This window comes from Ciceribacter ferrooxidans (assembly GCF_004137355.1).
In the GTDB taxonomy this organism is placed as follows: Bacteria; Pseudomonadota; Alphaproteobacteria; order Rhizobiales; family Rhizobiaceae; genus Allorhizobium; species Allorhizobium ferrooxidans.
Genome location: NZ_SDVB01000238.1, coordinates 553,404 through 579,263, shown reverse-complemented (window position 1 = coordinate 579,263; position 25,860 = coordinate 553,404). Strand labels below are relative to the sequence as shown.

General features: G+C 64.7%; 24 protein-coding genes. 12 read left to right on the top strand and 12 right to left on the bottom strand.

Going from position 1 to position 25,860, the window contains the following annotated elements; all coding sequences use genetic code 11:
* Positions 1 to 179 precede the first annotated feature (179 nt).
* Together EUU22_RS13770 and EUU22_RS13765 are read left to right on the top strand one after the other, a co-directional pair.
* Positions 180 to 1,373, top strand: coding sequence for an HlyD family secretion protein (locus tag EUU22_RS13770; protein WP_165351169.1), 1,194 nt, complete (start codon positions 180 to 182; stop codon positions 1,371 to 1,373).
* A gap of 3 nt (positions 1,374 to 1,376) precedes the next feature.
* Positions 1,377 to 3,350 (top strand): glycosyltransferase, encoded by a 1,974-nt coding sequence (locus EUU22_RS13765; RefSeq protein WP_129332545.1) that lies wholly within the window; start codon positions 1,377 to 1,379, stop codon positions 3,348 to 3,350.
* Positions 3,351 to 3,362: 12 nt separating this feature from the next.
* Here the strand turns inward: EUU22_RS13765 and EUU22_RS13760 are convergent, their stop codons facing one another.
* Positions 3,363 to 4,448: a cache domain-containing protein gene (locus EUU22_RS13760; protein WP_165351168.1), complete on the bottom strand. Its 1,086-nt coding sequence runs from the start codon at positions 4,446 to 4,448 to the stop codon at positions 3,363 to 3,365.
* A 190-nt stretch (positions 4,449 to 4,638) separates the two neighbouring features.
* Between EUU22_RS13760 and pncA the strand changes: the two genes are divergently transcribed.
* The 3 genes from pncA to panB all read left to right on the top strand — a co-directional run bounded on the left by pncA (position 4,639) and on the right by panB (position 7,054).
* Positions 4,639 to 5,265: a bifunctional nicotinamidase/pyrazinamidase gene (gene pncA, locus EUU22_RS13755; protein ID WP_129332543.1), complete on the top strand. Its 627-nt coding sequence runs from the start codon at positions 4,639 to 4,641 to the stop codon at positions 5,263 to 5,265.
* Between the two features lie 87 nt (positions 5,266 to 5,352).
* Positions 5,353 to 6,225, top strand: a complete 873-nt coding sequence (gene panC / locus EUU22_RS13750) for a pantoate--beta-alanine ligase (protein ID WP_129332542.1) — start codon at positions 5,353 to 5,355, stop codon at positions 6,223 to 6,225.
* Between the two features lies 1 nt (position 6,226).
* Positions 6,227 to 7,054, top strand: a complete 828-nt coding sequence (gene panB, locus EUU22_RS13745; protein WP_129332541.1) for a 3-methyl-2-oxobutanoate hydroxymethyltransferase — start codon at positions 6,227 to 6,229, stop codon at positions 7,052 to 7,054.
* A 30-nt stretch (positions 7,055 to 7,084) separates the two neighbouring features.
* Here panB and EUU22_RS13740 read toward each other — a convergent pair whose 3' ends face one another.
* Entirely contained in the window at positions 7,085 to 7,333 is a 249-nt protein-coding gene (locus tag EUU22_RS13740) for a DUF2164 domain-containing protein (protein WP_129332540.1), read from the bottom strand.
* A 136-nt stretch (positions 7,334 to 7,469) separates the two neighbouring features.
* Between EUU22_RS13740 and EUU22_RS13735 the strand changes: the two genes are divergently transcribed.
* Together EUU22_RS13735 and EUU22_RS13730 are read left to right on the top strand one after the other, a co-directional pair.
* Positions 7,470 to 8,189, top strand: coding sequence for an AzlC family ABC transporter permease (locus EUU22_RS13735; RefSeq protein ID WP_129332539.1), 720 nt, complete (start codon positions 7,470 to 7,472; stop codon positions 8,187 to 8,189).
* A complete protein-coding gene (locus EUU22_RS13730; RefSeq protein WP_129332538.1) occupies positions 8,186 to 8,497 on the top strand; it encodes an AzlD family protein in 312 nt (103 codons plus the stop codon). Before EUU22_RS13735 ends, EUU22_RS13730 begins: the two co-directional genes overlap by 4 nt.
* On the opposite strand, the gene EUU22_RS13725 is transcribed toward EUU22_RS13730, so the two are convergent.
* Positions 8,487 to 10,322, bottom strand: coding sequence for an aminopeptidase P family protein (locus tag EUU22_RS13725; RefSeq protein WP_129332537.1), 1,836 nt, complete (start codon positions 10,320 to 10,322; stop codon positions 8,487 to 8,489). The two genes, EUU22_RS13730 and EUU22_RS13725, sit on opposite strands and share 11 nt — an antisense overlap.
* A 291-nt stretch (positions 10,323 to 10,613) precedes the next feature.
* Here EUU22_RS13725 and EUU22_RS25300 point away from each other — a divergent pair, with 291 nt between their 5' ends.
* The gene (locus EUU22_RS25300) at positions 10,614 to 10,787 is read left to right on the top strand and encodes a hypothetical protein (protein ID WP_165351167.1); all 174 of its coding nucleotides are present in this window, start codon (positions 10,614 to 10,616) and stop codon (positions 10,785 to 10,787) included.
* A gap of 217 nt (positions 10,788 to 11,004) precedes the next feature.
* Here the strand turns inward: EUU22_RS25300 and EUU22_RS13720 are convergent, their stop codons facing one another.
* From EUU22_RS13720 to EUU22_RS25295, 3 genes are all read right to left on the bottom strand, one after another.
* A complete protein-coding gene (locus EUU22_RS13720; protein WP_129332536.1) occupies positions 11,005 to 11,880 on the bottom strand; it encodes a 50S ribosomal protein L11 methyltransferase in 876 nt (291 codons plus the stop codon).
* Positions 11,881 to 12,002: 122 nt separating this feature from the next.
* Positions 12,003 to 12,602 (bottom strand): SCO family protein, encoded by a 600-nt coding sequence (locus EUU22_RS13715; protein ID WP_129332535.1) that lies wholly within the window; start codon positions 12,600 to 12,602, stop codon positions 12,003 to 12,005.
* A 145-nt stretch (positions 12,603 to 12,747) separates the two neighbouring features.
* The gene (locus EUU22_RS25295) at positions 12,748 to 12,906 is read right to left on the bottom strand and encodes a hypothetical protein (RefSeq protein ID WP_165351166.1); all 159 of its coding nucleotides are present in this window, start codon (positions 12,904 to 12,906) and stop codon (positions 12,748 to 12,750) included.
* Positions 12,907 to 13,042: 136 nt separating this feature from the next.
* Here EUU22_RS25295 and EUU22_RS13710 point away from each other — a divergent pair, with 136 nt between their 5' ends.
* Together EUU22_RS13710 and EUU22_RS13705 are read left to right on the top strand one after the other, a co-directional pair.
* A complete protein-coding gene (locus tag EUU22_RS13710; RefSeq protein WP_129332534.1) occupies positions 13,043 to 13,831 on the top strand; it encodes a DUF2189 domain-containing protein in 789 nt (262 codons plus the stop codon).
* A 257-nt stretch (positions 13,832 to 14,088) separates the two neighbouring features.
* Entirely contained in the window at positions 14,089 to 14,553 is a 465-nt protein-coding gene (locus EUU22_RS13705) for a chemotaxis protein CheW (protein WP_112688099.1), read from the top strand.
* A gap of 360 nt (positions 14,554 to 14,913) precedes the next feature.
* On the opposite strand, the gene EUU22_RS13700 is transcribed toward EUU22_RS13705, so the two are convergent.
* The gene (locus EUU22_RS13700) at positions 14,914 to 15,402 is read right to left on the bottom strand and encodes a CreA family protein (RefSeq protein ID WP_129332533.1); all 489 of its coding nucleotides are present in this window, start codon (positions 15,400 to 15,402) and stop codon (positions 14,914 to 14,916) included.
* 86 nt (positions 15,403 to 15,488) lie between these two features.
* Positions 15,489 to 16,106, bottom strand: a complete 618-nt coding sequence (locus tag EUU22_RS13695; RefSeq protein WP_129332532.1) for a 3'-5' exonuclease — start codon at positions 16,104 to 16,106, stop codon at positions 15,489 to 15,491.
* A 258-nt stretch (positions 16,107 to 16,364) separates the two neighbouring features.
* Here EUU22_RS13695 and EUU22_RS13690 point away from each other — a divergent pair, with 258 nt between their 5' ends.
* Both EUU22_RS13690 and EUU22_RS13685 read left to right on the top strand, forming a co-directional pair.
* A complete protein-coding gene (locus EUU22_RS13690) occupies positions 16,365 to 18,422 on the top strand; it encodes a DEAD/DEAH box helicase (RefSeq protein WP_129332531.1) in 2,058 nt (685 codons plus the stop codon).
* Between the two features lie 234 nt (positions 18,423 to 18,656).
* The gene (locus tag EUU22_RS13685; RefSeq protein WP_165351165.1) at positions 18,657 to 19,487 is read left to right on the top strand and encodes a GGDEF domain-containing protein; all 831 of its coding nucleotides are present in this window, start codon (positions 18,657 to 18,659) and stop codon (positions 19,485 to 19,487) included.
* A gap of 46 nt (positions 19,488 to 19,533) precedes the next feature.
* Here EUU22_RS13685 and EUU22_RS13680 read toward each other — a convergent pair whose 3' ends face one another.
* The 4 genes from EUU22_RS13680 to cls all read right to left on the bottom strand — a co-directional run bounded on the left by EUU22_RS13680 (position 19,534) and on the right by cls (position 25,831).
* Positions 19,534 to 21,195 carry a U32 family peptidase gene (locus tag EUU22_RS13680; RefSeq protein WP_129332529.1) on the bottom strand — a complete coding sequence of 554 codons (1,662 nt, stop codon included), beginning with the start codon at positions 21,193 to 21,195 and terminating at the stop codon, positions 19,534 to 19,536.
* A 113-nt stretch (positions 21,196 to 21,308) separates the two neighbouring features.
* Entirely contained in the window at positions 21,309 to 23,462 is a 2,154-nt protein-coding gene (ligA, locus tag EUU22_RS13675; RefSeq protein ID WP_129332528.1) for an NAD-dependent DNA ligase LigA, read from the bottom strand.
* A 66-nt stretch (positions 23,463 to 23,528) separates the two neighbouring features.
* Positions 23,529 to 24,344 (bottom strand): endonuclease/exonuclease/phosphatase family protein, encoded by an 816-nt coding sequence (locus tag EUU22_RS13670; RefSeq protein WP_129332527.1) that lies wholly within the window; start codon positions 24,342 to 24,344, stop codon positions 23,529 to 23,531.
* 38 nt (positions 24,345 to 24,382) lie between these two features.
* Complete coding sequence (cls, locus tag EUU22_RS13665) at positions 24,383 to 25,831, bottom strand: cardiolipin synthase (RefSeq protein WP_129332526.1); 1,449 nt, start codon at positions 25,829 to 25,831, stop codon at positions 24,383 to 24,385.
* Positions 25,832 to 25,860: the final 29 nt, after the last annotated feature.

Here is a 25,860-nt window from a genome sequence, read left to right as displayed (position 1 = left end):
AGCCACCCCGTCATGGCCACCTCAAGCTCCTGTTGATCACGAAGAGACCGCGCCATCCCGTTAACCGGATTCAACTTTTGCGGTTAACAAATACTCTTTCCAGCTGCAGCCCTCGCCGTTTCCGGCTATCTTGAATGGCCGGCCACGGAGCTCTCAACACGGAATACGGGAGGCGGCGGATGAGACTTGCACGGCTGACCATCGGGATTCTTCTCGTCGGGCTGGCATTGTTCGTCATCATCGGAGAGCACCTTGCCGGCGCCAGCGCGGACGCCGTCATTAATGCCCGACTGACCACGGCAAGAGCCCCGATCGCCGGTCTCCTGACCTTCGACACGCCGGTGCTTGGCGCACGGGTGCGTGCCGGCCAGACGCTCGGCTTCATCGATGACGATCTCGCCAACAATTCCCGGATCTCCGACCTCGTCGACGAGAGAGCGAGAGCCGAGGCCGAACGCGCGCGGCTCGAAGGCGCACTCGACGCAGTTCGGGAAGCGATCGCCAAGCTCGAAGAGCGGGCGGGCCTCTACCGGAGTCAGAGGCTCGAACAGATGAAGGCGGAGTTCACGGCCTCCAGGGCGGCCGAGGAGGCATGGCAGGCGCAGATCCACCTTTATCAGAACATGTTGAACCGGGCGACCAGGCTCACCACGACCGGCGCGGAGCGGATGAGCGAGCTCGAACAGGCGGAATCCCGCCTGCGGGTCGCCGAGCGCGAGCTTGAAAGGGCTCAGGCCCAGACGGCGGCCGTGGAGGTCAGTCTCAGGGCCGCTGAGCGCGGCGTCTTTCTCGGCGACGGCTACAACGACGCGCCCTATTCCGAGCAGCGGATCAGCGAGCTGCGCTGGCAGGAATCGGAACTGACGACCGCGCTCACTGCCCAGACTACCATTCTCACGGCCCAGCGCGAACGCCTGAACGCCGAACGTCTGCGCTTTGCCCGCACCTCACATGCCAACCTCACGACCAACGTCAACGGCATCCTCTGGACGATGATGACGACCGGCGGCGAGCGGGTGGAACAAGGACAGGATCTCTTCCAACTGGTCGACTGCGATTCCACGATGGTCACCCTGAGCGTGACGGAGAGTACCTACAACACGCTCAAGCATGGCCAGCGGGCACAGTTTCGCCCGACCGGAGAAACACACGTCTTCGACGGAACGATCATCCGCCTTGCCGGGCCCGGCGCGCAGGGCGTCTACCGAAATCTCGCCGTCGCGGCGAGCCCGCGGCATCTGGAGCGCTTTGATGTCACCCTTTTCGTCCCGGCCCTGCTGAATGATGAGGAACTGCGCTGCGCCATCGGCAGGACAGGCCGCGCGTTCTTCGAGGCGCGGCCGCTCGACTGGCTGCGGCAGTTCTGGCGGTAGCCCATGCTCGACCTCCACCCGACCGAGCTGCAGTCGGCATACGCGGTGGTGGCGGTGGTGTTCGGCATCGCTCTCGTCACGCCGTTCGTGTTGCGTCGGGAAACTGTTGCGCACCGTGTTGTTATCTTTGCTGTCGCCATCGTTCTCTCGGCCCGCTACATCGTCTGGCGCGCGACGGAGACGCTCGCGCCCTTCGGCGTCACCTGGGACTGCCTCGTCACCTGGAGCTTCTTCCTGATCGAAGCCGCCGCCCTCGCCTCCTCCTTCAGCGCCTTCGTCATCCTGATGCGTCGCAAGAACCGCTCGCCGGAAGCAACGGCGGCGCGCAACTGGTGGCTTCCCGCCCCTCCTCCCAGGGTCGTCGTGCTGATCGCCACCTACAACGAGGAGAAGGATGTGCTCGCCCGCACCATCGCGGGCGCCAAGGCGCTCGAGCACCTGCACACCACGATCTACGTCCTCGATGACGGCCGCCGTGACTGGCTTGCGGACTACTGCGGTGAACAGGCGGTGAATTACATCCGCCGGTCCGACAACAAGGGCTCGAAGGCGGGCAATCTCAACCATGCGATCGCAAGGCTTGCCGAGAGCGGCGATGTGCCGGACTTCGTCGCCGTCCTCGACGCCGATTTCGTGCCGCATCGCAATTTCCTCAAGCGCGCCCTTGCCCTGTTTCATCGCCACAATGTCGGGCTCGTGCAGACGCCGCAGCACTTCTTCAATCCGGACCCGATCCAGCACAATCTCGGGCTGAGCCGCTCCTATCCGGACGAACAGCGCTTCTTCTTCGATCATTTGCAGCCGAGTCGAGACGGGTGGGATATCGCTTTCTGCTGCGGCACCTCCTCCGTCATTCGATGGAAGGCACTCGTCGACGTCGGCGGGTTCCCGACCGAGAGCGTGACGGAGGATTTCCTGATGACGCTGGTGCTACAGGCAAAGGGCTGGCACACCGCCTACCTCAACGAGGCACTGACGGAAGGTCTCGCGCCGGAGGGCCTGAAGGAATACGTCACCCAGCGCACACGCTGGTGCCTCGGCCTGATGCAGATCGTCCGCAGCGACTACGGCCCCTTCTCGTTGCGCCAGCCGCTACGTCTGCGCGACCGCTGGAGCGTCCTCGACAGCCTGTTCTACTGGGTAACGACCTATCCGTTTCGTCTCGCCGCCTTCATCTATCCCCTGCTCTACTGGTATTTCGGCACGATCGCCGTCTACGCCTCGGTGCCGGAAATCCTCTCGCATTTTGGCGCCTATTACGTCTGGACACTCTTTGCCCTCAACTTCATCTCCCGCGGCCTCGTCATTCCGATCGTCAACGACGTCAGCCAGTTGCTCGGCGCGATCCCGATCATGCGTGCGACCTGGACCGGGCTGATCCGGCCGAAGAACCGCAGCTTCAAGGTGACGGCGAAGGGCGGGGATCGCAGCCAGTTCGTCGTGCAGTGGCGCCTCATGGCACCCTTTCTCGTCCTCGTGGCCCTTACTCTCGTCGGCCTCTTCATCGGTCTCGTCTCCGACCGCTTCGTCTTCAGCGACGCGGGAGAAGGCAAGTCGATCGTGCTGTTCTGGAGCCTCTACAATCTGATGACGCTCGCCGTGACGATCATGGTCTGCGTGGAAATGCCCCGCATCGAAAGCCATCTCGACGATCGGCCGCAGCGCGTGCTGATGCGTCTCGACGACGGCCTGCACCGTGTCTGGCTCACCGATCTCACCCAGCAGTCGGCGCGCGTACGCGGCGTGGTCCTGGCGGAAGGCTCGCCCGTCGAAATCTCCGTAAGGGATGTCGGGGATGTCTCCGGCTACGTCATCGAGACCACGTCCGACGGCGGCCTGATCTCGCTCGACACGACCGACAGACAGTACGAAGCGCTGCTCCGCAGGCTCTATGCCGAGGGGTCAGCGCCCGGTGTTACGCGAACGAGAATCGGTGCGATCCTGCACGATCTCGTCTTCGGTTCTCACATTCGCTAGAACGTCTCGGGTTCAATGCCGGTGAAGCCGCGTCTGGAGACGCACGATCGCCGCCGTGATCATCTGCAGTTCGCGCGTGCGATTGGTGTCCGGCGGATAGACCTCGGCACCGTCGGCGATCTTGCTCGCGGTCCGCGCCAGCAAGCCGAACGGACGGATGAAGGATTCCACGAAGATCATCGTCAGCAGCAGCAACATCAGCCCGAAGCTCGCGAGATAGAAGATCATGCCGCGTGATACTTGCTCCGCCGGCGCTACCGCCAGATCGGCCGGAACGCGTGCGACGAGGCTCCATCCGAGTGCGGGTAGGTCACGATAGGCTATCTCCGGCACCACGGCGCTGAAATACGACCTGCCGTCGGGCCAGCGTTCGAGGCTGACGATCGATGCCCCCGCCCGGGCCGCCTGAAGGCTCGGCAGGTCCGGCGCGTCTTCGGCCCGCCCGCGTGTCTGCATAAGCACGACACCCGCAGAATCGATGAGCACGAGATCGATATTGAGTGCCCTCGCCATGTCGCGCAGCAGGATCGTGGCAGAGGACAGGTCGAGACGGGCAGCGAGTACCCCGCGGACCTGACCGTCTGCATTGCGCACCGGCGCTGCGAAGATCACGGAGGGCTGCGAGCGACCCTGCCCTGACGCCGGTGACACAGTTTCGCGAACATCCTCGGCAGTCGGCTTTCTCAGACCCGTCTGGAACCATGAGGTCACGGAAACGCTTTCCCCGAGCATGGCGTCCGCGTAGGACGCCTGAATCGCCCCGTCGATCCCCGCATAACCGGCCCAGGAGAGCCCATCTCCCTCGCCGACCAGTGTCTGCAGCTTCGTCCGGATCGTTTGAGGGTCGTCGGCCCCAACCTCCCGCGCCAGCGCCTTGAGACGCGACCATTCATCGTAGAGGAGATGTTCAAGCGCGGTCTGGACACCGGCGGCGCGGACGCCAATCGCCGTCGCCATGGTGTCACGCCCGTAGGTCTGGAGCCGCTCGCGCATCAGGAAGAACAGCATGAGGCCGACCACGACCGCGCTCGCCGCCACGAAGGCAAAGGTGACCGCAGTCAAAGACGGTGCCTTCCGGTGCAATCTCCGTGTCGGCATGTGCACTGTCTCCTCACCCGTCCTCAACCAGCGGAAGAATAGCGCCACCGGTCCGCCGTGCAAGAGAAGCGGGATCATCTTTATGCATCAGGTATTTATCCGCTCCGAACCGCAGTGGGAGTGCTTTTGCCCTTGATCCGGCAAAGAGCGGTTGCCATCCTGCCTAGTGAACGCGAACCGAGGAACCACGATGACCCGAGCCCTGCTGCTGATCGACATCCAGAACGGTTTCTGCCCCGGCGGAAACCTGCCGGTCGCCGGCGGCGACGAGGTCGTTCCGGTCGCCAACGCCCTGATGGCGAGCGGCAAATACGACCTCGTGGTCGCCTCGCAGGACTGGCATCCGCCGGGCCACGGCAGTTTTGCTTCCTCCCATCCGGGCAAAACGCCCTTCAAGATGGGCGAACTCTCCGGCAAGCCGCAGATGCTCTGGCCGGACCATTGCGTGCAGGGAACTGAAGACGCCGCCTTCCATCCGGACCTCGACGTGAGCCACATTGACCATGTGCAGCGCAAGGGTCAGAACCCGGCCGTCGACAGCTATTCCGCCTTCCGCGACAACGACCGTGCGGCGCTTACCGGGCTTACGGACTATCTGAAGGCAAAGGGCGTCAGCGAGGTCGACATCTGCGGCCTTGCGACCGACTATTGCGTGAAGTTCTCGGCAATCGATGCCGTGGAAATGCTGCCCGGCGTGAAGGTCCGCTTCATCGAGGATGCGAGCCGCGGCATCGACCCGGAAGGCGTCAAGACGGCGATCGCCGAGATGCGGGAAAAGGGCGTCGAGATCGTCCGCAGCGCCGACATACTCCCTTAGCCGAAGGCCTGCCCCCGATTTCATCAATTGCCTTTTTTTCACGCGCGCGCTAGTGAGCCTTCGCAAGTGCGAAAAGGAGGAGGCCGGATGGAAACGGTCAGCACCATCGAGGAGTTGCGCCTGCGCCTCGCACCGCTCAGAAGGGCGGGGAAGACGGTCGGCTTCGTGCCGACCATGGGCTATCTCCATGACGGGCATATGACGCTCGTGGCAAATTCCAGGGCCGGGAACGACGTGACGGTGGTCTCCATCTTCGTCAATCCGCTGCAGTTCGGCGCCAACGAGGACCTCGACAAGTATCCCCGCGATCTCGCGCGCGACAGCGCGATGCTCGAAGCCGCCGGCGTCGATTTCCTCTTCGCTCCGGCCGTCGCGGACATGTATCCGCGTCCGATGGAAACGGTGGTCGACGTGCCGAAACTCGGAAGCGAACTCGAAGGCGCGGCCCGACCCGGCCACTTCGCCGGCGTCGCGACTGTCGTCACCAAGCTCTTCAACATCGTTCAGCCGGACACCGCCTATTTCGGCGAGAAGGACTACCAGCAGGTGGCGATCATCCGCCGCATGGTCGAGGACCTCGCACAGCCGGTGCGGATCGTTCCGGTCCCGACCGTGCGCGAGGCGGACGGCCTCGCCTGCTCGTCGCGCAACGTCTATCTCTCGGCGGAGGAGCGCCGTGCGGCCGTGATCGTGCCGCGCACCCTCGACGAAGCCGGGCGCCTGATCGATGACGGTCTGCGCGATCCTGCCGAGCTCGAAGAGAAACTCGACGCCTTCGTCCGCGGCGAGCCGCTCGCGACGCCGGAGATTGTCGCCGTGCGCCACCCGGACACACTGGCACCGCTCGAAACCATCGAGGACGCAGCGCTCATCCTGCTCTATATCCGCATCGGCAGGACAAAGCTGCTCGACAACCGCGTGATCGACATCGCACCCGAAAACGGCATGGAGGCCGCCTGACATGAGCACCCCGCCCCGCCAGAAGCGGCTGACCCCGAATGACATCACGGCACTCAAGGGTGAGCGTCCCGTCGTTTCTCTCACCGCCTACACGACGCCGATGGCACGCCTGTTCGACCCGCATTGCGACCTGCTGCTCGTCGGCGACAGCCTCGGCATGGTGCTCTACGGTCTCGACACCACGGTCGGCGTCACCGTCGAGATGATGATCGCCCATGGCCAGGCCGTTATGCGGGGCGTCAGCCGCGCCTGCGTCATCGTCGACCTGCCCTTCGGTTCCTATCAGGAATCGAAGGAACAGGCCTTCCGCACCGCCGCCCGCATCATGAAGGAAACCGGTTGCGACGGCGTCAAGCTCGAAGGCGGCGAGGAAATGGCGGAAACCGTCGCCTTCCTCGTGTCCCGCGGCGTGCCGGTCTTCGGCCATGTCGGGCTGATGCCGCAGCAGGTCAACACCTCGGGCGGCTACCGCTCCAAGGGCCACACCGACAAGGAAGCCGACAAGATCCGCAGGGATGCCCGCGCCATCGACGAAGCCGGCGCATTCGCCATGGTGATCGAGGGAACGGTCGAGCCGCTCGCCCGGGAGATCACAGGCGCAGTGTCGGCTGCGACGATCGGCATCGGCGCCTCGCCCGCCTGTGATGGCCAGGTGCTCGTGTCGGACGACATGCTCGGCCTGTTCAACGATTTCAGGCCGCGTTTCGTCAAGCACTTCGCTGAACTGGCCGACGTCATCTCCAGGGCGGCCGAGGACTATGCGACGGAGGTCCGGGCGCGGACATTTCCGGGCCCCGAACATACCTTTCAGGTCCGTCCGAAGAAGTAGGGCAGGACACACAATCCGGCCCGGCGCCCTTCAGTCGCCGGGCGCCTTTTCGAGCTGGTAGATCGCGTCGTTGATGACGTCCACCTGGTTCACGATCACCGACTGCGCATCGTAAAGGCCGCGATTGTAGAAATGCGCGCCGATCTCCTTGGCGAAGAAGACCAGGATCGCCTCGGCCTCGAACCGCCCGACGTCCAGGTCGAATTCGGAGAGGAAGTAGTCCCTCACCCGCGCGACGATCGCCGCCTGATCGTCGTTGGAGAAATCCAGTTTCGGCATCCGCCTGCTCCTTCGGCGAGGATCGCTACCACCGGAGCGTGCCACGACAAGTAAGGCGAATCAATCGATCCATCAGGCAAATTCAATTGTCCGACGGGCGCCTCGCCTCTATCTCTTCCGCAAAAGGAAGCCTTCCATGAAATCCGACCTTTTCGACGGACTGCGCGGCAGTACGCCGATCCTGATCTCGACCATACCCTTCGCCGCGCTCTACGGCGCAGTCGCCGTCGCCAACGGGCAGACGGTCGCGGAAGCGACGCTCATGAGCGCCATCGTCTTTGCCGGCGCGAGCCAGCTCGTCGGCATCGAGCTCTTCGGCCACGACGTGCCGATGTGGGTGATCGTGCTGTCGATCTTCGCTGTCAACTTCCGCCACATCCTCTATTCGGCGGCGATCGCGCCCTTCATCCGGCATTTCTCGCTACTCCAGAAGGCGCTCTCCTTCTTCCTGCTCACCGATCCGCAGTTCGCCGAAACGCTGACGCGTGGTGAGACCGGCCGGTCCGTCTCCTTCGCATGGTATTTCGGTTTCGCCGCGACGATCTACGTCGGCTGGGTGGCGACGACCGCGGTCGGTGCCTTCTTCGGCAGCATGATCGGCGATCCGGCGGCGATCGGCATCGACGTGCTGCTGCCGATCTATTTCATGGGGCTCGTCCTCGGCTTCCGCCGCCGGGCGAACTTCCTGTCGGTGGTCGCCGTCAGTGCCGCCGTCTCCATCGTTGCCTACCGCATGGTCGGCACTCCCTGGCACGTCAGCATCGGTGCATTCGCCGGCGTGGCGCTCGCGGCACTGCTGCCGCCGAAAGCTGCTGCGCCGCTGCCGACACCGGCCGGCGCGGAGGCCGGCGAATGAGTGAGTTCCTCACCCCCTACATGACGCTCCTGATCGTCGCCGCGGCGGTCGCGACCTACCTCACCCGGATCGGCGGCTATCTGCTGATCGCGCGACTGAAGACAGTACCGCCGCGCCTCGAAGCGGCGTTGAGCGCCGTTCCGGCCGCCGTGCTGACGACGCTCGTCGCGCCCGCCTTCTTCACCGGCGGCACCGACGTCAAGGTCGCCATGGCGGTCGCCCTTGCCGTCGGCCTGCGGTTCTCCGCCATCCCGCTCCTCGTTTCCGGATGGATCGCGGTGATGGCGATGCGCTATTTCATCGGCTGAACGGCTCGGTCACCCGCTCGAGCCAGGCCCGCGTCTCGTCATCCGGGATGAGCGGCATCAACTCCTCGCGTGTGCGGCGATGATAGGCGTCGAGCCAGTCGAGCTCCTCCCCCGTCAGGAGGTCGGTGACGACGAGGTACTTGTCGATCGGCACATAGGTCAGCGTCTCGAAGCCGAGCATCGGCATGTCGCCGCCCTCGACCGGCTCGGCCTCCCGCACATAGACGAGATTTTCGATGCGGATGCCGAAGGCGCCGGGGCGGTAGTATCCCGGCTCGTTGGACAGGATCATGCCCGGCAGCAGCTCCTGGGTCGAAAGCCTCGAAATACGCTGCGGCCCCTCGTGGACGGAGAGATAGGAGCCGACGCCGTGGCCGGTCCCGTGGGCGAAATCCGCCCCCGCCTTCCAGAGCGCGATGCGCGCAAGGGGATCGAGGTCGCAGCCGCGTGTCCCCTTCGGGAACCGTGCGGTGCTGATCGCAATCATGCCCTTGAGCGCCAGCGTGAAGAAGCGCTTCTTCTCGTCCGACACCGGCCCGACGGCGACCGTGCGGGTGATGTCGGTCGTGCCGTTCACGTATTGCGCACCGGAATCGATGAGGAAAAGCTCGCCGGAATCGATCGTCCGGTCGGTCTCGGTCGTCACCCGGTAATGCATGATCGCCGCATGCTCGCCGGTGCCGGAAATCGTGTCGAAGGAAATGTCCTTGAGCGGGTTCTGCATCCGCTCGCCGACGCGCCGGCGGGCCTCTTCGAGCGCCTGGATCGCGCCGATCTCCGTCACCGTGCCCGGCCGCTGGCGGTCGAACCACGAGAGGAACTCGACGACAGCGACGCCGTCCTGCACATGGGCGACGGCCGAGCCGTTGAGTTCGACGGTGTTCTTGACCGCCCGCGGGATCTTCGCCGGATCGTTGCCCTCGACCACCGTGCCGCCGTGATCGCGGATCAACTCGGAAAGGGCGAACGGCGTCAGGTCGGGATCGACGAGAATGCGCGCACCGGAGGCGGCGAGCGCCTGGAGCCGCGGCGAAAGTTCCAGCGGCTCCACCTGCGTGCAGAGCCCGGCGAGATAGGTCTCCGCCTCGATCCCGGTCTTGCGCTTGTCGAGGAAGAGCACGGCATGCCCGTTCGCCTCGATGATCGCGCGCGCCAGCGGATGCGGCGTATGCGGCACGTCGCCGCCGCGGATATTGAAGATCCACGCGGCCGACGAGGGATCGGTGACGAGGACGGCGGAGAGGTCCTTCTCGCCGAGTTCCCGGGCGATGCGGGCGATCTTCTCTTCGGCCGGAACACCGGAATAGGACTGCGACTGGATCGAGACGGCGCCGAGCGGTTCGGCCGGCCGGTCGGTCCAGAACGCATCCAGCGGGTTCTCCCTGAGCAGCACCAGCGCGCCGTCTTTCGCCGCGAGTGCCTTCTCCAGCCGCCGGACTTCCGCGCCGGTGTGCAGCCACGGATCGATGCCGAGGCGGAATCCCTTCGGCGCGTGGGCCACGATCCACTTGTGCGGCGGCTCGCCGACGAGATCCCCGCCCTTGAAGACGGAAGGATCGACCTGTTCGGCAAGCTGCGTCACATAGCGGCCGTCGACGAAGACGATCGCCTCCGCCATGGTGACGAGAACCTGCCCCGCCGAGCCGGTAAACCCCGTGAGCCAGGCGAGCCGCTCGGCTGATTCAGGAACATACTCGCCCTGATACTCGTCGGCCCGCGGCACCAGGAAACCGTCGATGCCGAGTTCGGTGAACCGCGCCCGCAGCGCCTCGACGCGCGCGCGACCGAACTGTGGAGTGGACTTCACCTCGAAGGACTGGAACATGGCGGACTCGCTCTGACTGATGACTGATTTGCCTTATAGCAAGAGCCGAGCCCGGTTCATCACGTTTTCTCCGATCGGCGTACGCGGAGAAAAGGCAACATCAGCCGACATCGACGGCAGCCTGCCTCCTTTTTGTTCAGAACAACAGGAGCAGTGCCCAAGCAGCCAGCCATCCATGCACATAGCGCATAACACCCATGAGGTATTCCCCTCTCCCGCGCCGCGCCGGAGTCGCTATATTCAACTCATCGAACGGGCGGGATCACCGCCCGGCACGAAAGGAACACGAAGATGGCAAGCTCTTTCCTCCGCAGGGCGTATCAGCGCGTGATCGAAGCGCGTGAGCGTCAGGTCAGCCGTTATGTCAACGATGCCCTGCTGTCGCTGGACGACAAGACGCTGGAATCCATTGGCACCAGCCGCGCGGAACTCCGCCGCAAGCGGGCGACAAGCTCCGTATTCTGATCGAATGCCGCGCAGGCCCCTCCTCCTCCCAGGTCTGCGCCGGCGCCGGAATACGCGACACGCGTGGGCTTCTCCTCCTCCCGAGCCCATGCATCGATCAGTCGATCTGATCGGAAAGGCGGCATCTCCGGATGCCGCCTTTCGTATTTCCGGACCTGCGTTGAGCTATGCGTCGGAAGCAATACTGCAATGCAGCAAGCCTCTGCCCTCGCCCGCCTCAGCCGCGCAGGTGGATCGTCACCCAGCCGTTGCGCCAGATCGTGCGGACGTGCTTCAGCCCGGCGCTATTGTAGGCGGCGATCACCTTCCACCGCTGGCTAGCGAGAATCCCCGACAGGATGACCGAACCGCCGCCCGAAAGGTTGGCGACCAGCTGTGGCGCCATCTTCATCAGCGGCCGCGCGAGAATGTTGGCGATGATCAGGTCGAACGGACCATATTTGCCGAACGCGGTCGAATGAAAGCCGGGCGCGACCCGGAATTCGATGCCTGAGACAATGCCGTTGCGGCGGGCGTTTTCCTTCGCGACGCGCACGGCGATCGGATCGATGTCGGTTGCGAGCACCGGGATCGGCAGCAGGCGGCGCACCGCAATCGCCAGCACGCCGCTTCCCGTCCCGAGGTCGAGCGCATTGCGGGGGCGCTCCGCCCGCGTGACGTCGGCGATCATTTCGAGGCATCCCGCCGTCGTACCGTGATGGCCGGTCCCGAAGGCCTGGCCGGCGTCGATCTCGATGGCGAGGTCGTTCACCTGGACCTTGTCGCGGTCGTGCGAGCCGTGGACGAGGAAGCGCCCGGCGCGAACCGGCGTCAGCCCCTCGAGCGACTTGGCGATCCAGTCGATGTCGGGGATGACTTCGCGCTCGATCTCGAGCGACGAAAAATCTTCGGCGAGCATTTCACGCAGGCGTTCGTGGACCTCCGCCTCCTCGTCGGCCATCAGATAGATCGAGGCTTCCCAGACGTCGTTCTTCTCATCGATCTCGGTGGTCGCGATCGCGTAATCCTCCTCGCCGAAGAAATTGGTCATCAGCTCGAGGATGTCGTTCGCCACCTTTTCGGTGACGCTTACGTAGAGGCGGATTTCACTCACGACGGGCCTTCCTGGTCATGGAAACGGGCAGGACCACCGGTCCTGCCCTCTGTCGTCGTCTCCGGTACAACGCCGGGCCGCCGCTGGCAACCTGGGAGATGCCTGCAGGACCGCAGTCGGTGTCAACCGTTCTTCAGGTTTTCGAGCTTCTGCACCGCCACGTCCGGATTCTCGCCGTAGGAGATGGTGCCCTTGAACCGGCCCTCGGCATCGAGCAGGAAGACGGATGCCGTGTGGTCCATCGTGTAGTCGCCGTTCGGGTCCTTCTCGTCGAGCGGAACCTTCTTGGCGTAGACGCGGAAGCCCTTGATGACCTCGGCCACCTTCTCCGGCGAACCGGCGATGCCGATCACCCGCTTGGTGACATTGGAAATGTAGTTGTTGAGCATTTCCGGCGTATCCCGCTCCGGATCGACGGTCACGAAATAGGCCTGCAGCCGGGTGCCGTCCGGATCGACCTTCTCCAGCCATCCGTTGAGCTCGAAGAGCGTCGTCGGGCAGATTTCCGGGCAATGGGTGAAGCCGAAGAAGAGCGCCGTCGGCTTGCCGCGGAAGGCCTGTTCGGTGATCGGCTTGCCGGTCTGGTCGACGAGCTCGAACGGCACGCCGAACGGCGCTTCCGAGATCTGCTCCTTCGACTGCGTGACCTGGAACGTCAGCCATCCGAGCAGCCCCGCGAAAACGAGAACGCCTCCCCAGAGAATGATCCGCAGCGTCTTCATGTATCCCTGTCCTGTTTCTATCGGGCCGAACGCACGGGAGTCGCTCCGGCGCACATCATGTCCCGCTGATACAACCCGGCGGCGGCCAGCGCAATTCAAGAGGCGGTTATCTTGGAAAAGCGCGCGGATTTGTCTCGCCGTCGCCTCAGAAGCAGTTGGAAAGCCCGTTTTCCATATAGGCGAGGACGATTGCCGAACCGTAGTTCAGCCAGCCCGCGAAAACGGCGCCCGTCACCATCGCGCCGGCGCCGAAAAGCACGGCCCAAAGGGCAAATGCCGGAGATTTTCTCGCCTGCTGTTCCATGCGGTCTTCATACCTCCTCCGGCCGCCCGGGAGAAGTCCCAATCTTGCGCGCGAGCTTTGCGAAAAAGATGGACAAAGGCCGCTGATCTGCAATCCTTCCTTCCGGAATATCTGCCGGAAGTCTTGGGAGGGACGCATGGGAGAACAGGCGATAGGCGCAGTGCCGCCGCACAAGATCCGCATCAGGTCGGTCGGCCTTGCAGATGTGAAAGCCGCGCTGCGAGAGGGCTGGAAGGATTTCGCCCGGCACCCGCTCTTCGGCCTGTTCTTCGGCGGCATCTATGCTCTCGGCGGCCTTTTCATCGTCGTCATGCTCAGCTTCTACCACCAGCCCTGGATGATCATCCCGATCGCCATTGGCTTTCCGTTGATCGGGCCTTTTGTCGCCGTCGGGCTCTACGAGGTGAGCCGCCGCGACGAGTCCGGGCTGCCGATCACGTGGCGCGGCATCCTGGCGGAAGTCTTCCAGCAGCGGGAGCGCCAGCTGTCCTGGATGGCCTTCGTGGTGCTCTTCGTCTTCTGGGTCTGGATCTACCAGGTGCGCCTGCTGCTTGCGCTTTTCCTCGGCTTCAAGATTTCCGCCTCGCTCCCGGTCTTCGTAGAGGTGGTGACCACCACGCCCGAAGGCCTGCTTTTCCTTGCCGTCGGCAGCATCGTCGGCGCCGTCATCGCGACCGCCCTCTTCAGCGTGACGGTGATCTCGATGCCGCTGCTGCTCGACCGGGACATCGACTTCGTCACCGCGATGATCACCAGCGTGCGTGCCGTCGTCGAAAATCCGGTGGCGATGTTGGGCTTCGGCGTCATCGTCGCCGCGGCAGCCATCCTGGCGATGGTGCCGCTGTTTGCCGGCCTGCTCGTCGCGCTGCCGGTTCTCGGACACGCGACCTGGCATCTCTACCGGCGCGTTGTGGCGCTCGACTGAAGAGGCGCAGAGCCCCCAAGATTAGCGGATGTTTAAGAAATCTCTGCCAGTCTCGCAGGGCGAAGATGATTCCGTAAGGATCGTTTGGACATCACGTCCGCCGGGATGGCCGATCCATCTCCTCGGTTCTCCGCAGTGATCATGCACCACCAACGCGAAAGCGGAGCACGGCTCCGTCGAGACGCAGCGGACGACGCAATGCCGCCGCGCCGACCGGACCCGATCCGCGCCGCCGGCAAACCGGGAAGAGTTCAGACATGACGAACGCAATCAAGCAGTCAGGCGCCTATCTGGAAATCGTATCCTTCCATCTCGGCGACCAGGAATTCTGCATCGACATCATGGCGATCCGCGAAATCCGCGGCTGGGCGCCGGTGACGCCGATGCCGCACACACCGCCATATGTCCTCGGCCTCATCAACCTGCGCGGCGCCGTCATCCCGGTCATCGACATGGCCTGCCGGCTCGGGATGAAGATGACGGAACCCTCGGAGCGTGCCGCCATCATCGTCACCGACATCGCCGGCAAGCTCGTCGGGCTCCTCGTCGAACAGGTTTCCGACATGATGACGATCCGCGCCGAAGACCTGCAGCCGGCACCGGAAATCATTCCGGAAGCCCAGCGCGCCTTCTGCCGCGGCATCGTCGCGCTCGAAAAGTCGATGGTCTGCTTCCTGAACCTCGACACCGTCATCGCCGACGAACTCGCGCAAGCCGCGTGACCCGCCTACACCTCGACTGAGACGCATGCGGCAACCTCCGGAAGGCCGGTCGCTCGCGGCGTCTACCGTAGCCGCATGAACATTTCCCGGAATGGAAAAGGCCCCGGAAACACTCGTTTCCAGGGCCTTTGCATTTCTATCGGCGTCCGGCAGCAGCCTTCGGCCGAGTCATACTGGCAAGACATGCCTGTGGAATCTGGTGATGGGGTAGATCGCCGATTTCACAACACATCGGTTGTATCCTGCCTCAAATCCCCTCACATCTGAAGGTGGAAAATCGCGCCCTGTCGCGTTTTCGCGACGACTGCCCGACCTTTTTTGGGTCATTTTGGGACGCAGCGCCGCCGCCGGCATCCGGTCTCACCGCGGCTTGCCGTTCGTCCACGTCACCGGCTGGTCGAACAGCGGAACGGTCGAGATCGCCATTTTCGCGGACCCCTCCACCACCTGGCGCGAATGCACGAGATAGATGAGCGTGTCGTTCGCCTTGTCGTAGATGCGGTTGACGACCAGCTTCTTCCAGATCAGCGACATGCCTTCGCGGAACACCTCCTCGCCCTCTTCGGAGAGATCGATATCGCCAATCTCGATCGGACCGGTCTGACGGCAGGCGATCGAGTTGTTCGACGGGTCCTCGAACCAGTTTCCCTTGGAAAGGCGGTCGATGATCGAGCGGTCGAAATACGTGACGTGGCAGGTAACGCCCTTCACCTGCGGATCGGTGACCGCCTCGATGACGATGTCGTTGCCGACCCAGTCCACGCCCACCTTGCCGACCACTTCGGCGGCGGCGGGAATGCTGCCCGCGAGAACGAGTGCTGCGGCAAAAATCGGCTTCCGGAAGGACATGGCTTCGCTCCTGTGCTGTACTCGGATCTTATGTGGCGTCGGACCCCGCCTGCGACAAGCGCCGCGCCTGCCGAGGAGCGCAAACCCTATTCCTGCAGGGCCGGCGCCTTCCGCGCCCGCTTGGCAAAGGAGCACGCCTCGTAGCCGCCCCTGTGCAGCCGCCCCGGATTGACGCCGGTCCGCTCGGCGAGCGCGCCGATCCCGCCGACACCGGCCTCCTCGGCCATCGCGAGCGTCGCGAGCGCGCAGACACGCGCATCCTCAGCGGCGTTGTGATGGGAGAAGGAAAGCCCGAGATGGTCGGCGAGGCTGTTCAGCCGATGGGAGGGCAGGTCCGGCCAGTGGCGCTGCGCAAGCTTGACGCTGCAGTAGTAGGAGAGTTCCGGATAGGCGAGGCCATAGAAATCGAGGCTCGCCCGCAGCACCGAAAAGTCGAAGGACGCGTTGTGCGCGATCATAGCCGCACCGTGGAAGTCGCCGAAGAACTCCGCCATCACGTCGGGGAATTCCGGCTGGTCGGCCACGTCCTCCGGACGAATGCCGTGGATCGCGATGTTGAACGACGAAAAGCGCATGCCCGGCGGACGGATCAGCCGCTCCTCGACGCGCACGACCGCACCGTCCTCGATCCAGGCAAGCCCGATCGAACAGGCGCTGGCGCGTGCTTCGCTCGCGGTCTCGAAGTCAATGGCGATGGCTCTCAAAGTCTGCGGCCTTTCCAGTGGTCCTCATCCGTCATAGCCGAAGGCGTCGGACGGACAAATGCCGGAATACTCCTCCGGACGGCCTGCACACAACAATCCTGCGGTCTCCGACCATGAAAGCCCTCCCTCCGCTGCCTTTTCCGCCCTTCCCCCTCGACTTTCGCGGGCAACACGGGTAGGAACGGCCCAAACATGCCCGCAAGCGGCGGGCGCGGCACATCGGACCGCAGACACTCCTGATTTCGAAAGACGATTTCCATGACTGATTTTGACGGCATCGTTCCGGCGATCGCCGAGGCCTTGCGCAAGCGCGGCTACGAGACGCTCACCCCCGTGCAGCAGGCAATGCTCGACCCCGAGCTCGAGGGACGGGACGCGCTCGTCTCCGCCCAGACCGGCTCTGGCAAGACCGTCGCCTTCGGGCTTGCGCTCGCGTCGACGCTTTTGGCCGGCGAAAGCCGCTTCGGTCGCGCCGGGGCACCGCTGGCGCTCGCCATCGCCCCGACGCGCGAACTCGCCATGCAGGTGAAGCGCGAGCTCGAATGGCTCTACGAATTCACCGGCGCGACGATCGCCTCCTGCGTCGGTGGCATGGACATCCGCAACGAGCGCCGCGCGCTCGAACGCGGCGCCCACATCGTCGTCGGCACGCCGGGCCGCCTGCGCGACCACCTCACCCGCGGTGCGCTCGATCTGTCGGCGCTGCGCGCCGTCGTCCTCGACGAGGCGGACGAGATGCTGGATCTCGGCTTTCGCGAGGATCTCGAATTCATCCTCGAAGCCTCGCCGGACGACCGCCGGACGCTGATGTTCTCCGCGACCGTGCCGCGTTCGATCGCCGATCTCGCCCGCAGCTACCAGCGCGATGCCCGCCGCATCGCGACGACCTCCGAGCAGAAGCAGCATGTCGACATCGAATATCGGGCGCTCGCCGTCACTCCATCCGACCGCGAGAACGCCATCATCAACGTGCTGCGCTACTACGAGGCGCGCAACACCATCGTCTTCTGTTCGACCCGCGCGGCGGTGAACCACCTGACGGCACGGCTCCACAATCGCGGTTTCTCGGTCGTCGCCCTTTCCGGTGAGTTGAGCCAGAACGAACGCACCCATGCGCTGCAGGCGATGCGCGACGGCCGCGCCCGCGTCTGCATCGCGACCGACGTCGCCGCCCGTGGCATCGACCTGCCGGGCCTCGAGCTCGTCATCCACGCCGACCTGCCGACCAATTCCGAGACGCTGCTGCACCGCTCGGGCCGCACCGGCCGCGCCGGCAACAAGGGCATTTCCGCACTGATCGTCCCGGTGAACCAGCGCCGCAAGGCCGAGCGCTTGCTGCAGGGCGCACGGATCACGCCGGTCTGGGCGAACCCGCCGTCCGCCGACGACGTCCTCGCCCGAGACGGCGAGCGCATTCTTGCCGACCAAGCCTTCGCCGACGCCGTGGCCGAGGACGAACAGTCGACGATCGCGGACCTTCTGGCGACCCACGGGGCGGAGAAGGTCGCCGCCGCCTTCCTCCGCACCTATCGTGCCGGCCGTTCCGCACCGGAAGATCTCATTCCCGTCAATCTCGAAGCGAGCAAGCAGCGCCGCGAGCCCGACTACGCCAACCCGTCGAGCGCCGCCACCAAGCCACGCGGCGATTTCGGCCCGAGCGTCTGGTTCTCGCTCTCGGTCGGCCGGCGGCAGAATGCCGAGCCGCGCTGGCTGATCCCGATGCTCTGCCGCAACGGCAAGATCACCAAGAACGAGATCGGCGCAATCAAGATGCAGCCGGAAGAAACCTTCGTCGAGATCGCACAGGACGGCCTCGACACGTTCCTGCAGGCGATCGGAACGGGCGGCGCTCTGGAACGCGGGATTACCGTCCGGCAGCTTCCCGGCACGCCGGATTTCTCCGCGCCGCCCAAAGAGAGAGCCCCGCGGCCGCCGCGCGAACGGGAGGAATTCGCACCCCGTGGCGAAAAGCGATCCTACGCCAAAAAGACCGAGGAGACCGGTCGCCGGCCGCGCCGTGACGACCTCTCGGCGGTGGATGCCGAGGTCTGGGCCGATGCTCCGGCACGGCCGAAACGCTTCGACGACCGCAACGACCGCCCCGCGCAGAAGCCTTACGCCAAGAAGGCGAAACCCGAATGGTCCGACCGGGACCGGGCCTCCGATGATCGCCGGAGCGACCGACCGAAGGGCGACGGGAAAACCTTTGCCGGCAAGAAGGATTTTGCCGGCAAGAAGGACTTCGCAGGAAAGCCGAAAGGCAAGTTCGGCGGAGCCGGCAACGGCGGCCCGAAGAAGGGCAAGCCGAAAGGCTGACGGCTCCCGGCTCTCCGCACGGTTCTCGTCGTCCGGCAGTGCACGCACTGCCGGAGGCTGTATTTACCGCGCCTTAGGCATGACCGCAGAGACCGCCGCCGGAAGGACGTCGCGGAAGACGGCGTTAAGGGATGGCGCGCTATTTCCTTGCAGACACCTCCGGATAGCCGAGCAAAGTGCAGCCTCCGGCATGGCCATTCCTAAGATAATACATCCACAAGAGCGCGTATGTTGATGAATTTATTGGAGCACTGGCTGACACCGAACATCAGCCTGACCGACTTCAACGACCGCGCGATCGTGCTGCGATACGCGCTGCACCTCTCTGCCCGCATGGCCCTTGTCGCCTGGGTGATGATCGTATTCCTCCACCTCCTCTTCCACGCGCTCGGCCTGCTACCGTACTCTGTCTGGCAAGGCATCGTCATCGGCACCGTCATGGGCGTCCCGCTCACTCTGGTGCTCGGCGTACTGGCAACCACCGTCGTCGGACGTTCGATCACCGCGCTCGCAGATGCCCGGCTCGAATATCTCCGCCAGAGCCGCACCGACATGCTGTCCGGGCTTCCGAACCGGCGCGCCTTCACCGAGGAGCTCACGGCGGATGAGCGCGGCGTCCTCCTGCTGCTCGATATCGACCGCTTCAAGCAGATCAACGACCGCTACGGCCATCTGGCCGGCGACGACGTCATCGTGGCCGTTGCTCATGAGCTCGCCAGGCTTGCCGGCGATCATCACCTCGTCGCCCGCATCGGCGGCGAGGAGTTCGCCGTGCTCTTCCGCGACATGGCGATGCAGGACGCCCGGCTGGCCGCCGACCGGGCGCGGTGCGCGATCGAAGCGCGAGTGATCTTCGCAGGAGGCCAGACGATCCGCGTCAGCGTCTCCGGCGGCCTTGCGATGATCGCGACCGGGCGCGACTACGCGGCCGCCTACTCCGCCGCGGACCGGGCGCTCTATCTCGCCAAGGGTTCGGGCCGCAACCGGATCGTCGACGAAGGCGAACTCGCCGCACTGGCGACAGCAAACCCGCCGGCGACGGAACCGTCCGCACAGGCTGGCTGAAGTCGTCCAAAGCAAGCGCCGGCGTCACGCCACCGCCCCGCCGCCCTCACTCCGCTGCCGGAGCGACCTCGCGCATGTCCCGCTCCAGCATCTCGCCGTGCTTCTTCTTCGCCAGGAGTTCGCGGGCCCTGGCGTATTCCGGGTCGTTCCAGAACATCAGACACCCGTTGCAGCCGCGCCCGCAGCAACCTTCCGCGCCCTTGCGTGAGGTCTTCGAGCGCTTCTCCATCACGTCCTCGGAAATCGCCTCCTGCAGCTTCTTCACACCGTTGCGGTAGGCGCCCTCGTAGACCGTCTGGCCGAGTTCGATCTTCTGCGCCACCTTGTCGACGCGCAGCCGCTGCCATTCTTCCTCGGTGAGCGGCGCTTCCTTGCGGATGATGGTGAAGGGCGGGAACTTGGCGATCAGGTCCTCGACCTTCTCGCGGTCGAAGGCGGTGAACGGAACGAGGATCGGCCGCTGCGGCCCGGCATTGACCGTTTCGAGCGCGACGTCCGGCGCATCGGCATGGCGGAAGTCATAGAGCCGCAGGAAGACGGTCTCGTCCGTCGCCTTCGGCGGGATGAGTTCCAGCACGTCGCCGGCTTCGAGCTTGTTCTTCACCGAGACGACGAAGCCGTCCTCGCGGACCTCCTGGATGATGCCGGCGAACTCCCAGGTGCCGAAGGTCTTGGTGTTCTCGTAGTTGTGCGCGTAGTTTTGCAGCCGCCCCTCGTGGAACGCGATGGTGAAGCCGCGGCTGCCGACGGTCTCCAGTTCGCGCATATAGGGTTCCGGCGACCAGTTTTCCGGATCGGCATAGTAGTCGTCGATCGCCCGGCGATAAGTGCGCGCGACCGTCGCCACGTAATAGGGCGACTTGTTGCGGCCTTCGACCTTCAGGCTGTCGATGCCGAGCTTCAGGTAGTCGTCGAGCTTCGGCATCAGGCACATATCCTTGGAGTTCAGGATATAGGAGCCGCGCGAATCCTCCTCGATCGGCATCAGCTCGCCGGGACGAGCGCCTTCCTCCAGCACAAACTCGAAGAGGCCCTCGTTGTGCTCGTTGATTTCGAGCTCCTTGATCGTACCGTCGCGGAGCCTCAGATGCACCTTGTACTGCCAGCGGCAGGAATTGGCGCAGTTGCCCTGATTGGCGCCGCGCTCGGCCATGAAATTGGAGAGCAGGCATCGCCCGGAATAGGTCATGCACATGGCGCCGTGGACGAAGGTTTCGAGCCGCACGTCGGGGCATTTCTCGCGGATCTCGGTGAGCTCCGAGAACGTCACCTCGCGGGCGAGCACCACCAGTTCGGCGCCCTGCTCCTTCCACGCATCGACTGTCAGCCACGAACAGACATTGGCCTGCGTCGAGACATGCAGCTTCAGCTCCGGTGCGTGCTTGCGCAGGTAATGGAAGACACCGGGATCGGCGACGATGACGCCGTCGGGCTGCACATCCTTCAAGATCGCGACGTAGTCGGCGACCTTCGGCACATCCTTGTTATGGGTGAAGAGGTTGAGCGTCAGGTAGACGCGCACGCCGTGCTCATGGGCGAAGCGAATGCCCTCCTTCACGTCGTCCAGCGAAAGCTGCGACTTGGTCCGGAGCGACATGTCGGGCGTGCCCATGTAGACGGCGTCCGCTCCGTAGAGCACGGCCACCTTCAACCGCTCGAGCGAGCCGGCGGGCATCAGGAGTTCGGAACGTCTGGCAATTGCTGTCATCGGATGGATCAACCTTCTCGGGCGCGCCCTGGCGCGCAATCTGGCAGGCCTATACACCAGAAGCGACGACGGGGCCAGCAAGACGCGACCCGTTCGCAGAAAACCCGTGTCCGTCAGCCGCCGATCAGGGCCAGCCACTCGTCCTCGTCCATCACCGCGACGCCGAGCTCGCGCGCTTTGTCGAGTTTCGAGCCGGCTCCGGGACCGGCGACGACATAGTCGGTTTTCTTCGACACCGAGCCGGCGACCTTGGCGCCGAGGCTTTCCGCCCTCGCCTTCGCCTCGTCACGCGTGAATTTCTCAAGCGAGCCGGTGAAGACGACGGTCTTGCCGGCGACCGGGCTTCCGGTTGCGACCGGCAGTTCGGCGGCAAGCGGCGTCACCTCCTGAAGCAGCCGCGAGACGACTTCCACATTGCGCGGTTCCTTGAAGAACTCGACGATCGAGGTCGCGACCACCTCGCCGATGCCTTCGACGGCGTTGAGCTCGTTCCAGGCGTCGCCGTGCATCGGTGCCGCCTCCTGCATCGCACGCTGGAACGCGTCGTAGGTGCCGTAGGAGCGTGCCAGCAGCTTGGCCGTCGTCTCGCCGACATGGCGGATGCCGAGCGCGAAGATCAGCCGGTGGAGCGCGATCTCGCGCCGGCTGTTGATCGCCTCGAAGAGCTTGGTGACGCTCGTGCGCCCCCAGCCGTCGCGATTCTCCAGCTTGTTCAGCGCCGCCTGCTGCCGCCGCTCGAGCGTGAAGATATCCGGCGCGGTCTTGATCTCGAGCGACGGGTCGCCGCAATCGAAGAAGAAATCGACCTGCTTGGTGCCGAGCCCCTCGATGTCGAAGGCGTTTCGGGAAACGAAGTGCTTCAGATGCTCCTTTGCCTGCGCGCTGCAGACGAAACCACCGGTGCAGCGACGGACGGAATCCATCCGGCCGGTCTTCTCGTTGACCTCGCGCACGGCATGGCTGCCGCACACCGGGCAGGTCCGCGGAAACTCGTAAGGTACGGCATCATCGGGCCGCCGGTCGAGAACCACGTCGACGATCTGCGGGATGACGTCGCCCGCCCGCTGCACGATCACCGTGTCGCCGATGCGGATGTCGCGGCCTTCCCGGATCGGTTCACCGGAATTGCCGATGCCCTTGATGTAGTCCTCGTTGTGGAGCGTGGCATTGGTGACGACGACGCCGCCGACGGTGATCGGCTCGAGCCGCGCGACGGGGGTCAGTGCGCCGGTGCGGCCGACCTGGATGTCGATGTCGAGAAGTCTGGTCAGCGCCTGCTCGGCCGGGAACTTGTGCGCGGTCGCCCAGCGCGGGCTCCTTGAACGGTAGCCGAGGCGCTCCTGCAGGTCGAGGCGGTCGACCTTGTAGACGACGCCGTCGATGTCGTAGTCGAGATCCGCGCGCATCAGGCCGATTTCTCTGTAGTGCGCGAGAATTTCCTCGATCGAATGCAGGCGCTTCATCAGCGGGTTGACCGGAAAACCCCATTCGCGGAACGTCTCGACGATCCCCATCTGGGTATCCGCCGGTATATTGGTCATCTCGCCCCAGGCGTAGGCGAAGAACTTCAGCTTGCGGCTTGCCGTCACCTTGGGATCGAGCTGCCGCAGCGAACCGGAGGCGGTGTTGCGCGGATTGACGTAGGTCTGCTTGCCCTCGGCTTCCATCTGCGCGTTGAGCGAAAAGAAGTCGCTCTTCGCCATGTAGACCTCGCCGCGGACCTCCACGACGTCCGGCGCACCGGCCGGCAGCTCGCGCGGGATTTCGCGGATGGTCAGGATGTTCGCCGTGACGTTCTCCCCGGTCGTGCCGTCGCCGCGGGTCGCGGCCGTCACCAGCCGGCGGTTTTCGTAGCGGATCGACATCGAGAGGCCGTCGATCTTCGGCTCGGCGGTAAAGGCGATCGAATTGTCCGGCAGGCGGCCGAGGAACCGGTAGACCGAGGCGACGAAGTCGGCGACGTCCTCGTCGGTGAACACGTTGTCGAGCGAGAGCATCGGCCGGGCATGGACGACCTGCGCGAAGGCGCCGGCGGGCGCCGCCCCGACACGCCGCGACGGGCTGTCCTCGCGGACGAGTACGGGGAACCGCGCCTCGATCGCGTCGTTGCGCAGTTTCAGCGCGTCATAGGCGGCGTCGGAAATCTCCGGCCGGTCCTTGCCGTGATAGAGCGCGTCGTGATGGGCGATCTCTTTTGCGAGCCGTGCGAGCTCGGCGGCTGCCTGCTCCTCGGTCAGATCCTCGACTGCAATCGTGTCATTCGCCATCGCCGCTCTCCAGAATGGGACCTGCCGGTATTAGCCGAATTCTCGCGAATGAAAAGACACCTCCGCTCAGTCGACAACCGCTTTCGAAATGTCGATCCGGGCGGTGATCGGCAGGTGATCGGAGGCCTCGCGGGCAAGCGGCGAGTCGTGCACGACGACATCGGCGACCAGCCCCGACCGGTTGGCCATGATGCGGTCGAGGGCAAGCACCGGCAGACGCGCCGGATAGCTCGGCACCGGCGGCGGAAGCGGGCCGAAGACCTTTTCGAACCGCATGAGCGAGGAACCCTCGCCGAGGCGCCACTCGTTGAAATCGCCCATCAGCACCGTCGGCTTTTCCTCCCGCTCCGTCATGATGTCGACGATCACGTCCGCCTGCTGGCGCCGCGCCCAGCGCAAGAGCCCGAGATGGGCGGCGATGACGCGAAGCCCGAGACCGCGGTGGAGATCGATTTCCGCGACGACGGCACCGCGCGGTTCGAGCCCCGGCAGCGCGACCTGGTGAACGTCCTTGACCGCCCCTTCCTTGAAGAGCAGCACGTTGCCGCGCCAGCCGTGGGACTTCGGCTTGTGCAGGACGGGGATGTGCGTGAGCCCCAGATCCAGCCTGAGCCGCGGCAAGTCGAGGAGCCCCGACCGCTCACCGAATCGCTCGTCCGCCTCCTGCAGCGCAATGACGTCCGGATCCATCTCGCGGATCACTTCCATTACCCGTTCCGGGTCGAACCGTCCGTCGGTGCCGACGCATTTGTGGACATTGTAGGAGGCGACGACCATGCTCTCTTCGGTGCGGTGATGCGGCGTGTGCGCCGCCGGCCGGTCGTGCCGGTTCCGGATCGAGCTGATCATCGTCTTCGCGATGTTTCCGGTCTTTCTTCTCATGCCTAAACTGCTTTTTCCCAAGACAAACATCGACCTTCTCAAAGATAGGGCGAACCGAGCCAGAGGACACGGTCAAAAAGCCTCAGGATGAAAGGTCGGTGGCGAAGTGCCTCGAGCGTGATCTCCTCCGCCCCTTCGCGGGAGGCGGCGATTCTCGCGTCGATGCGTTCGGCGAAATGCGGATCGTAGACTTCGAGGTCGACCTCGAAATTGAGCCGCAGCGAACGGGAATCGAGGTTCGAGGACCCGATGAAGCTCCATTGCCCGTCGATGGTCATCAGCTTGGAATGGTCGAACGGACCCTTTGCGCTCCAGATCCGGCAACCGTCCTTCAGGATCTGGTCGAACTGGGCCATCATGGCGCGGCTGACGATGGCGAGGTTGTTCTGCGAGGGGACAACGATGTCGACCGCCACGCCGCGCCTTGCGGCGGTCGCCAGCGCGCCGAGCAGGATGTTGTCGGGAAGGAAATAGGGCGAGACGATGCGGATCGATCGCTCCGCAACCGAAAACGCGCCCATCAGGACCTTGTGATTGCATTCGAGATTGGTGTCGGGGCCGGAGGCGATCACGCGCACGAAGGACGGCGTTCCCGGCCCGGCGTCGCCGACCGAGACGTTCCAGACATCGCTCTTCAGCTCCTCGCCCGTCTCGAAGATCCAGTCTTCCGCCGCCACCGCCAGCAGGTCGGCGACGGCCGGCCCGGTCAGCCGGAAATGGGTGTCGCGGGCGCCGTCCTTGCCCATGAACCCTTCGCGGATATTCATGCCCCCGGCGAAGGCGACCGCGCCGTCGACCACCATGATCTTCCGGTGCGTGCGAAGATTGGCATAAGGCAGGCGGAGCCCCAGGATGACCTTGCCGTTGAAGGCGGCAGTCGCGACGCCGGCGTCCTTCAGGTAGCTCAGGATGCTCGGCGTGCTGTAGCGGGCGCCGACGGCATCGACCAGCACCCGCACCTCGACGCCGCGCCTGTGGGCAGCGATCAGGCAATCGGCGATCCTCAGTCCCGCCGCATCGCGGTCGAAAATGTAGGTTTCGACGATGATCGAGCGCCGGGCGCCCTCGATCGCCGCGGCCATGGCATCATAGGTCTCGTCGCCGGAGGAAAGGATCGAAAGGCTGTTGCCGGAGGAGAGCGAGTAGCCGGTGACGCGATCGCCGAGAACCTTCAACGCGGCCATCGGCCGGCCGAACTGCCGCTCGACCTCGCCGGCCGGCAGGCTGAACTGCGACAGAACGCGGCGGATCGCCTCGTGGCGATGCGGCCGCCGCTGCAGGATGGACTTGCGGCGAATCCTGTTGACGCCGACGACCGCATAGATCAGCGCACCGACGATCGGGGAAAGGATGATGATGCCGACCCAGCCGATCGCCGAGCGCACCTCGCGCTTGGTCATCGCCGCATGAACGGCCGCGATCGTGCCCATCCCGATCGACAGGACGGCAAGGACCTCCGGCCAGTAGCTTTGCAGCGTCTCGAACATCGAAGCGGAGGGAAACAGGTTTGTAGCCG

Coding starts and splice junctions, on each gene's coding strand:
- EUU22_RS13770 (WP_165351169.1), top strand. CDS start 180: ATGAGACTTGCACGGCTGACCATCGGGATTCTTCTCGTCGGGCTGGCA.
- EUU22_RS13765 (WP_129332545.1), top strand. CDS start 1,377: ATGCTCGACCTCCACCCGACCGAGCTGCAGTCGGCATACGCGGTGGTG.
- EUU22_RS13760 (WP_165351168.1), bottom strand. CDS start 4,448: ATGCCGACACGGAGATTGCACCGGAAGGCACCGTCTTTGACTGCGGTC.
- pncA (WP_129332543.1), top strand. CDS start 4,639: ATGACCCGAGCCCTGCTGCTGATCGACATCCAGAACGGTTTCTGCCCC.
- panC (WP_129332542.1), top strand. CDS start 5,353: ATGGAAACGGTCAGCACCATCGAGGAGTTGCGCCTGCGCCTCGCACCG.
- panB (WP_129332541.1), top strand. CDS start 6,227: ATGAGCACCCCGCCCCGCCAGAAGCGGCTGACCCCGAATGACATCACG.
- EUU22_RS13740 (WP_129332540.1), bottom strand. CDS start 7,333: ATGCCGAAACTGGATTTCTCCAACGACGATCAGGCGGCGATCGTCGCG.
- EUU22_RS13735 (WP_129332539.1), top strand. CDS start 7,470: ATGAAATCCGACCTTTTCGACGGACTGCGCGGCAGTACGCCGATCCTG.
- EUU22_RS13730 (WP_129332538.1), top strand. CDS start 8,186: ATGAGTGAGTTCCTCACCCCCTACATGACGCTCCTGATCGTCGCCGCG.
- EUU22_RS13725 (WP_129332537.1), bottom strand. CDS start 10,322: ATGTTCCAGTCCTTCGAGGTGAAGTCCACTCCACAGTTCGGTCGCGCG.
- EUU22_RS25300 (WP_165351167.1), top strand. CDS start 10,614: ATGGCAAGCTCTTTCCTCCGCAGGGCGTATCAGCGCGTGATCGAAGCG.
- EUU22_RS13715 (WP_129332535.1), bottom strand. CDS start 12,602: ATGAAGACGCTGCGGATCATTCTCTGGGGAGGCGTTCTCGTTTTCGCG.
- EUU22_RS25295 (WP_165351166.1), bottom strand. CDS start 12,906: ATGGAACAGCAGGCGAGAAAATCTCCGGCATTTGCCCTTTGGGCCGTG.
- EUU22_RS13710 (WP_129332534.1), top strand. CDS start 13,043: ATGGGAGAACAGGCGATAGGCGCAGTGCCGCCGCACAAGATCCGCATC.
- EUU22_RS13705 (WP_112688099.1), top strand. CDS start 14,089: ATGACGAACGCAATCAAGCAGTCAGGCGCCTATCTGGAAATCGTATCC.
- EUU22_RS13700 (WP_129332533.1), bottom strand. CDS start 15,402: ATGTCCTTCCGGAAGCCGATTTTTGCCGCAGCACTCGTTCTCGCGGGC.
- EUU22_RS13690 (WP_129332531.1), top strand. CDS start 16,365: ATGACTGATTTTGACGGCATCGTTCCGGCGATCGCCGAGGCCTTGCGC.
- EUU22_RS13685 (WP_165351165.1), top strand. CDS start 18,657: ATGAATTTATTGGAGCACTGGCTGACACCGAACATCAGCCTGACCGAC.
- EUU22_RS13680 (WP_129332529.1), bottom strand. CDS start 21,195: ATGACAGCAATTGCCAGACGTTCCGAACTCCTGATGCCCGCCGGCTCG.
- ligA (WP_129332528.1), bottom strand. CDS start 23,462: ATGGCGAATGACACGATTGCAGTCGAGGATCTGACCGAGGAGCAGGCA.
- EUU22_RS13670 (WP_129332527.1), bottom strand. CDS start 24,344: ATGAGAAGAAAGACCGGAAACATCGCGAAGACGATGATCAGCTCGATC.
- cls (WP_129332526.1), bottom strand. CDS start 25,831: ATGTTCGAGACGCTGCAAAGCTACTGGCCGGAGGTCCTTGCCGTCCTG.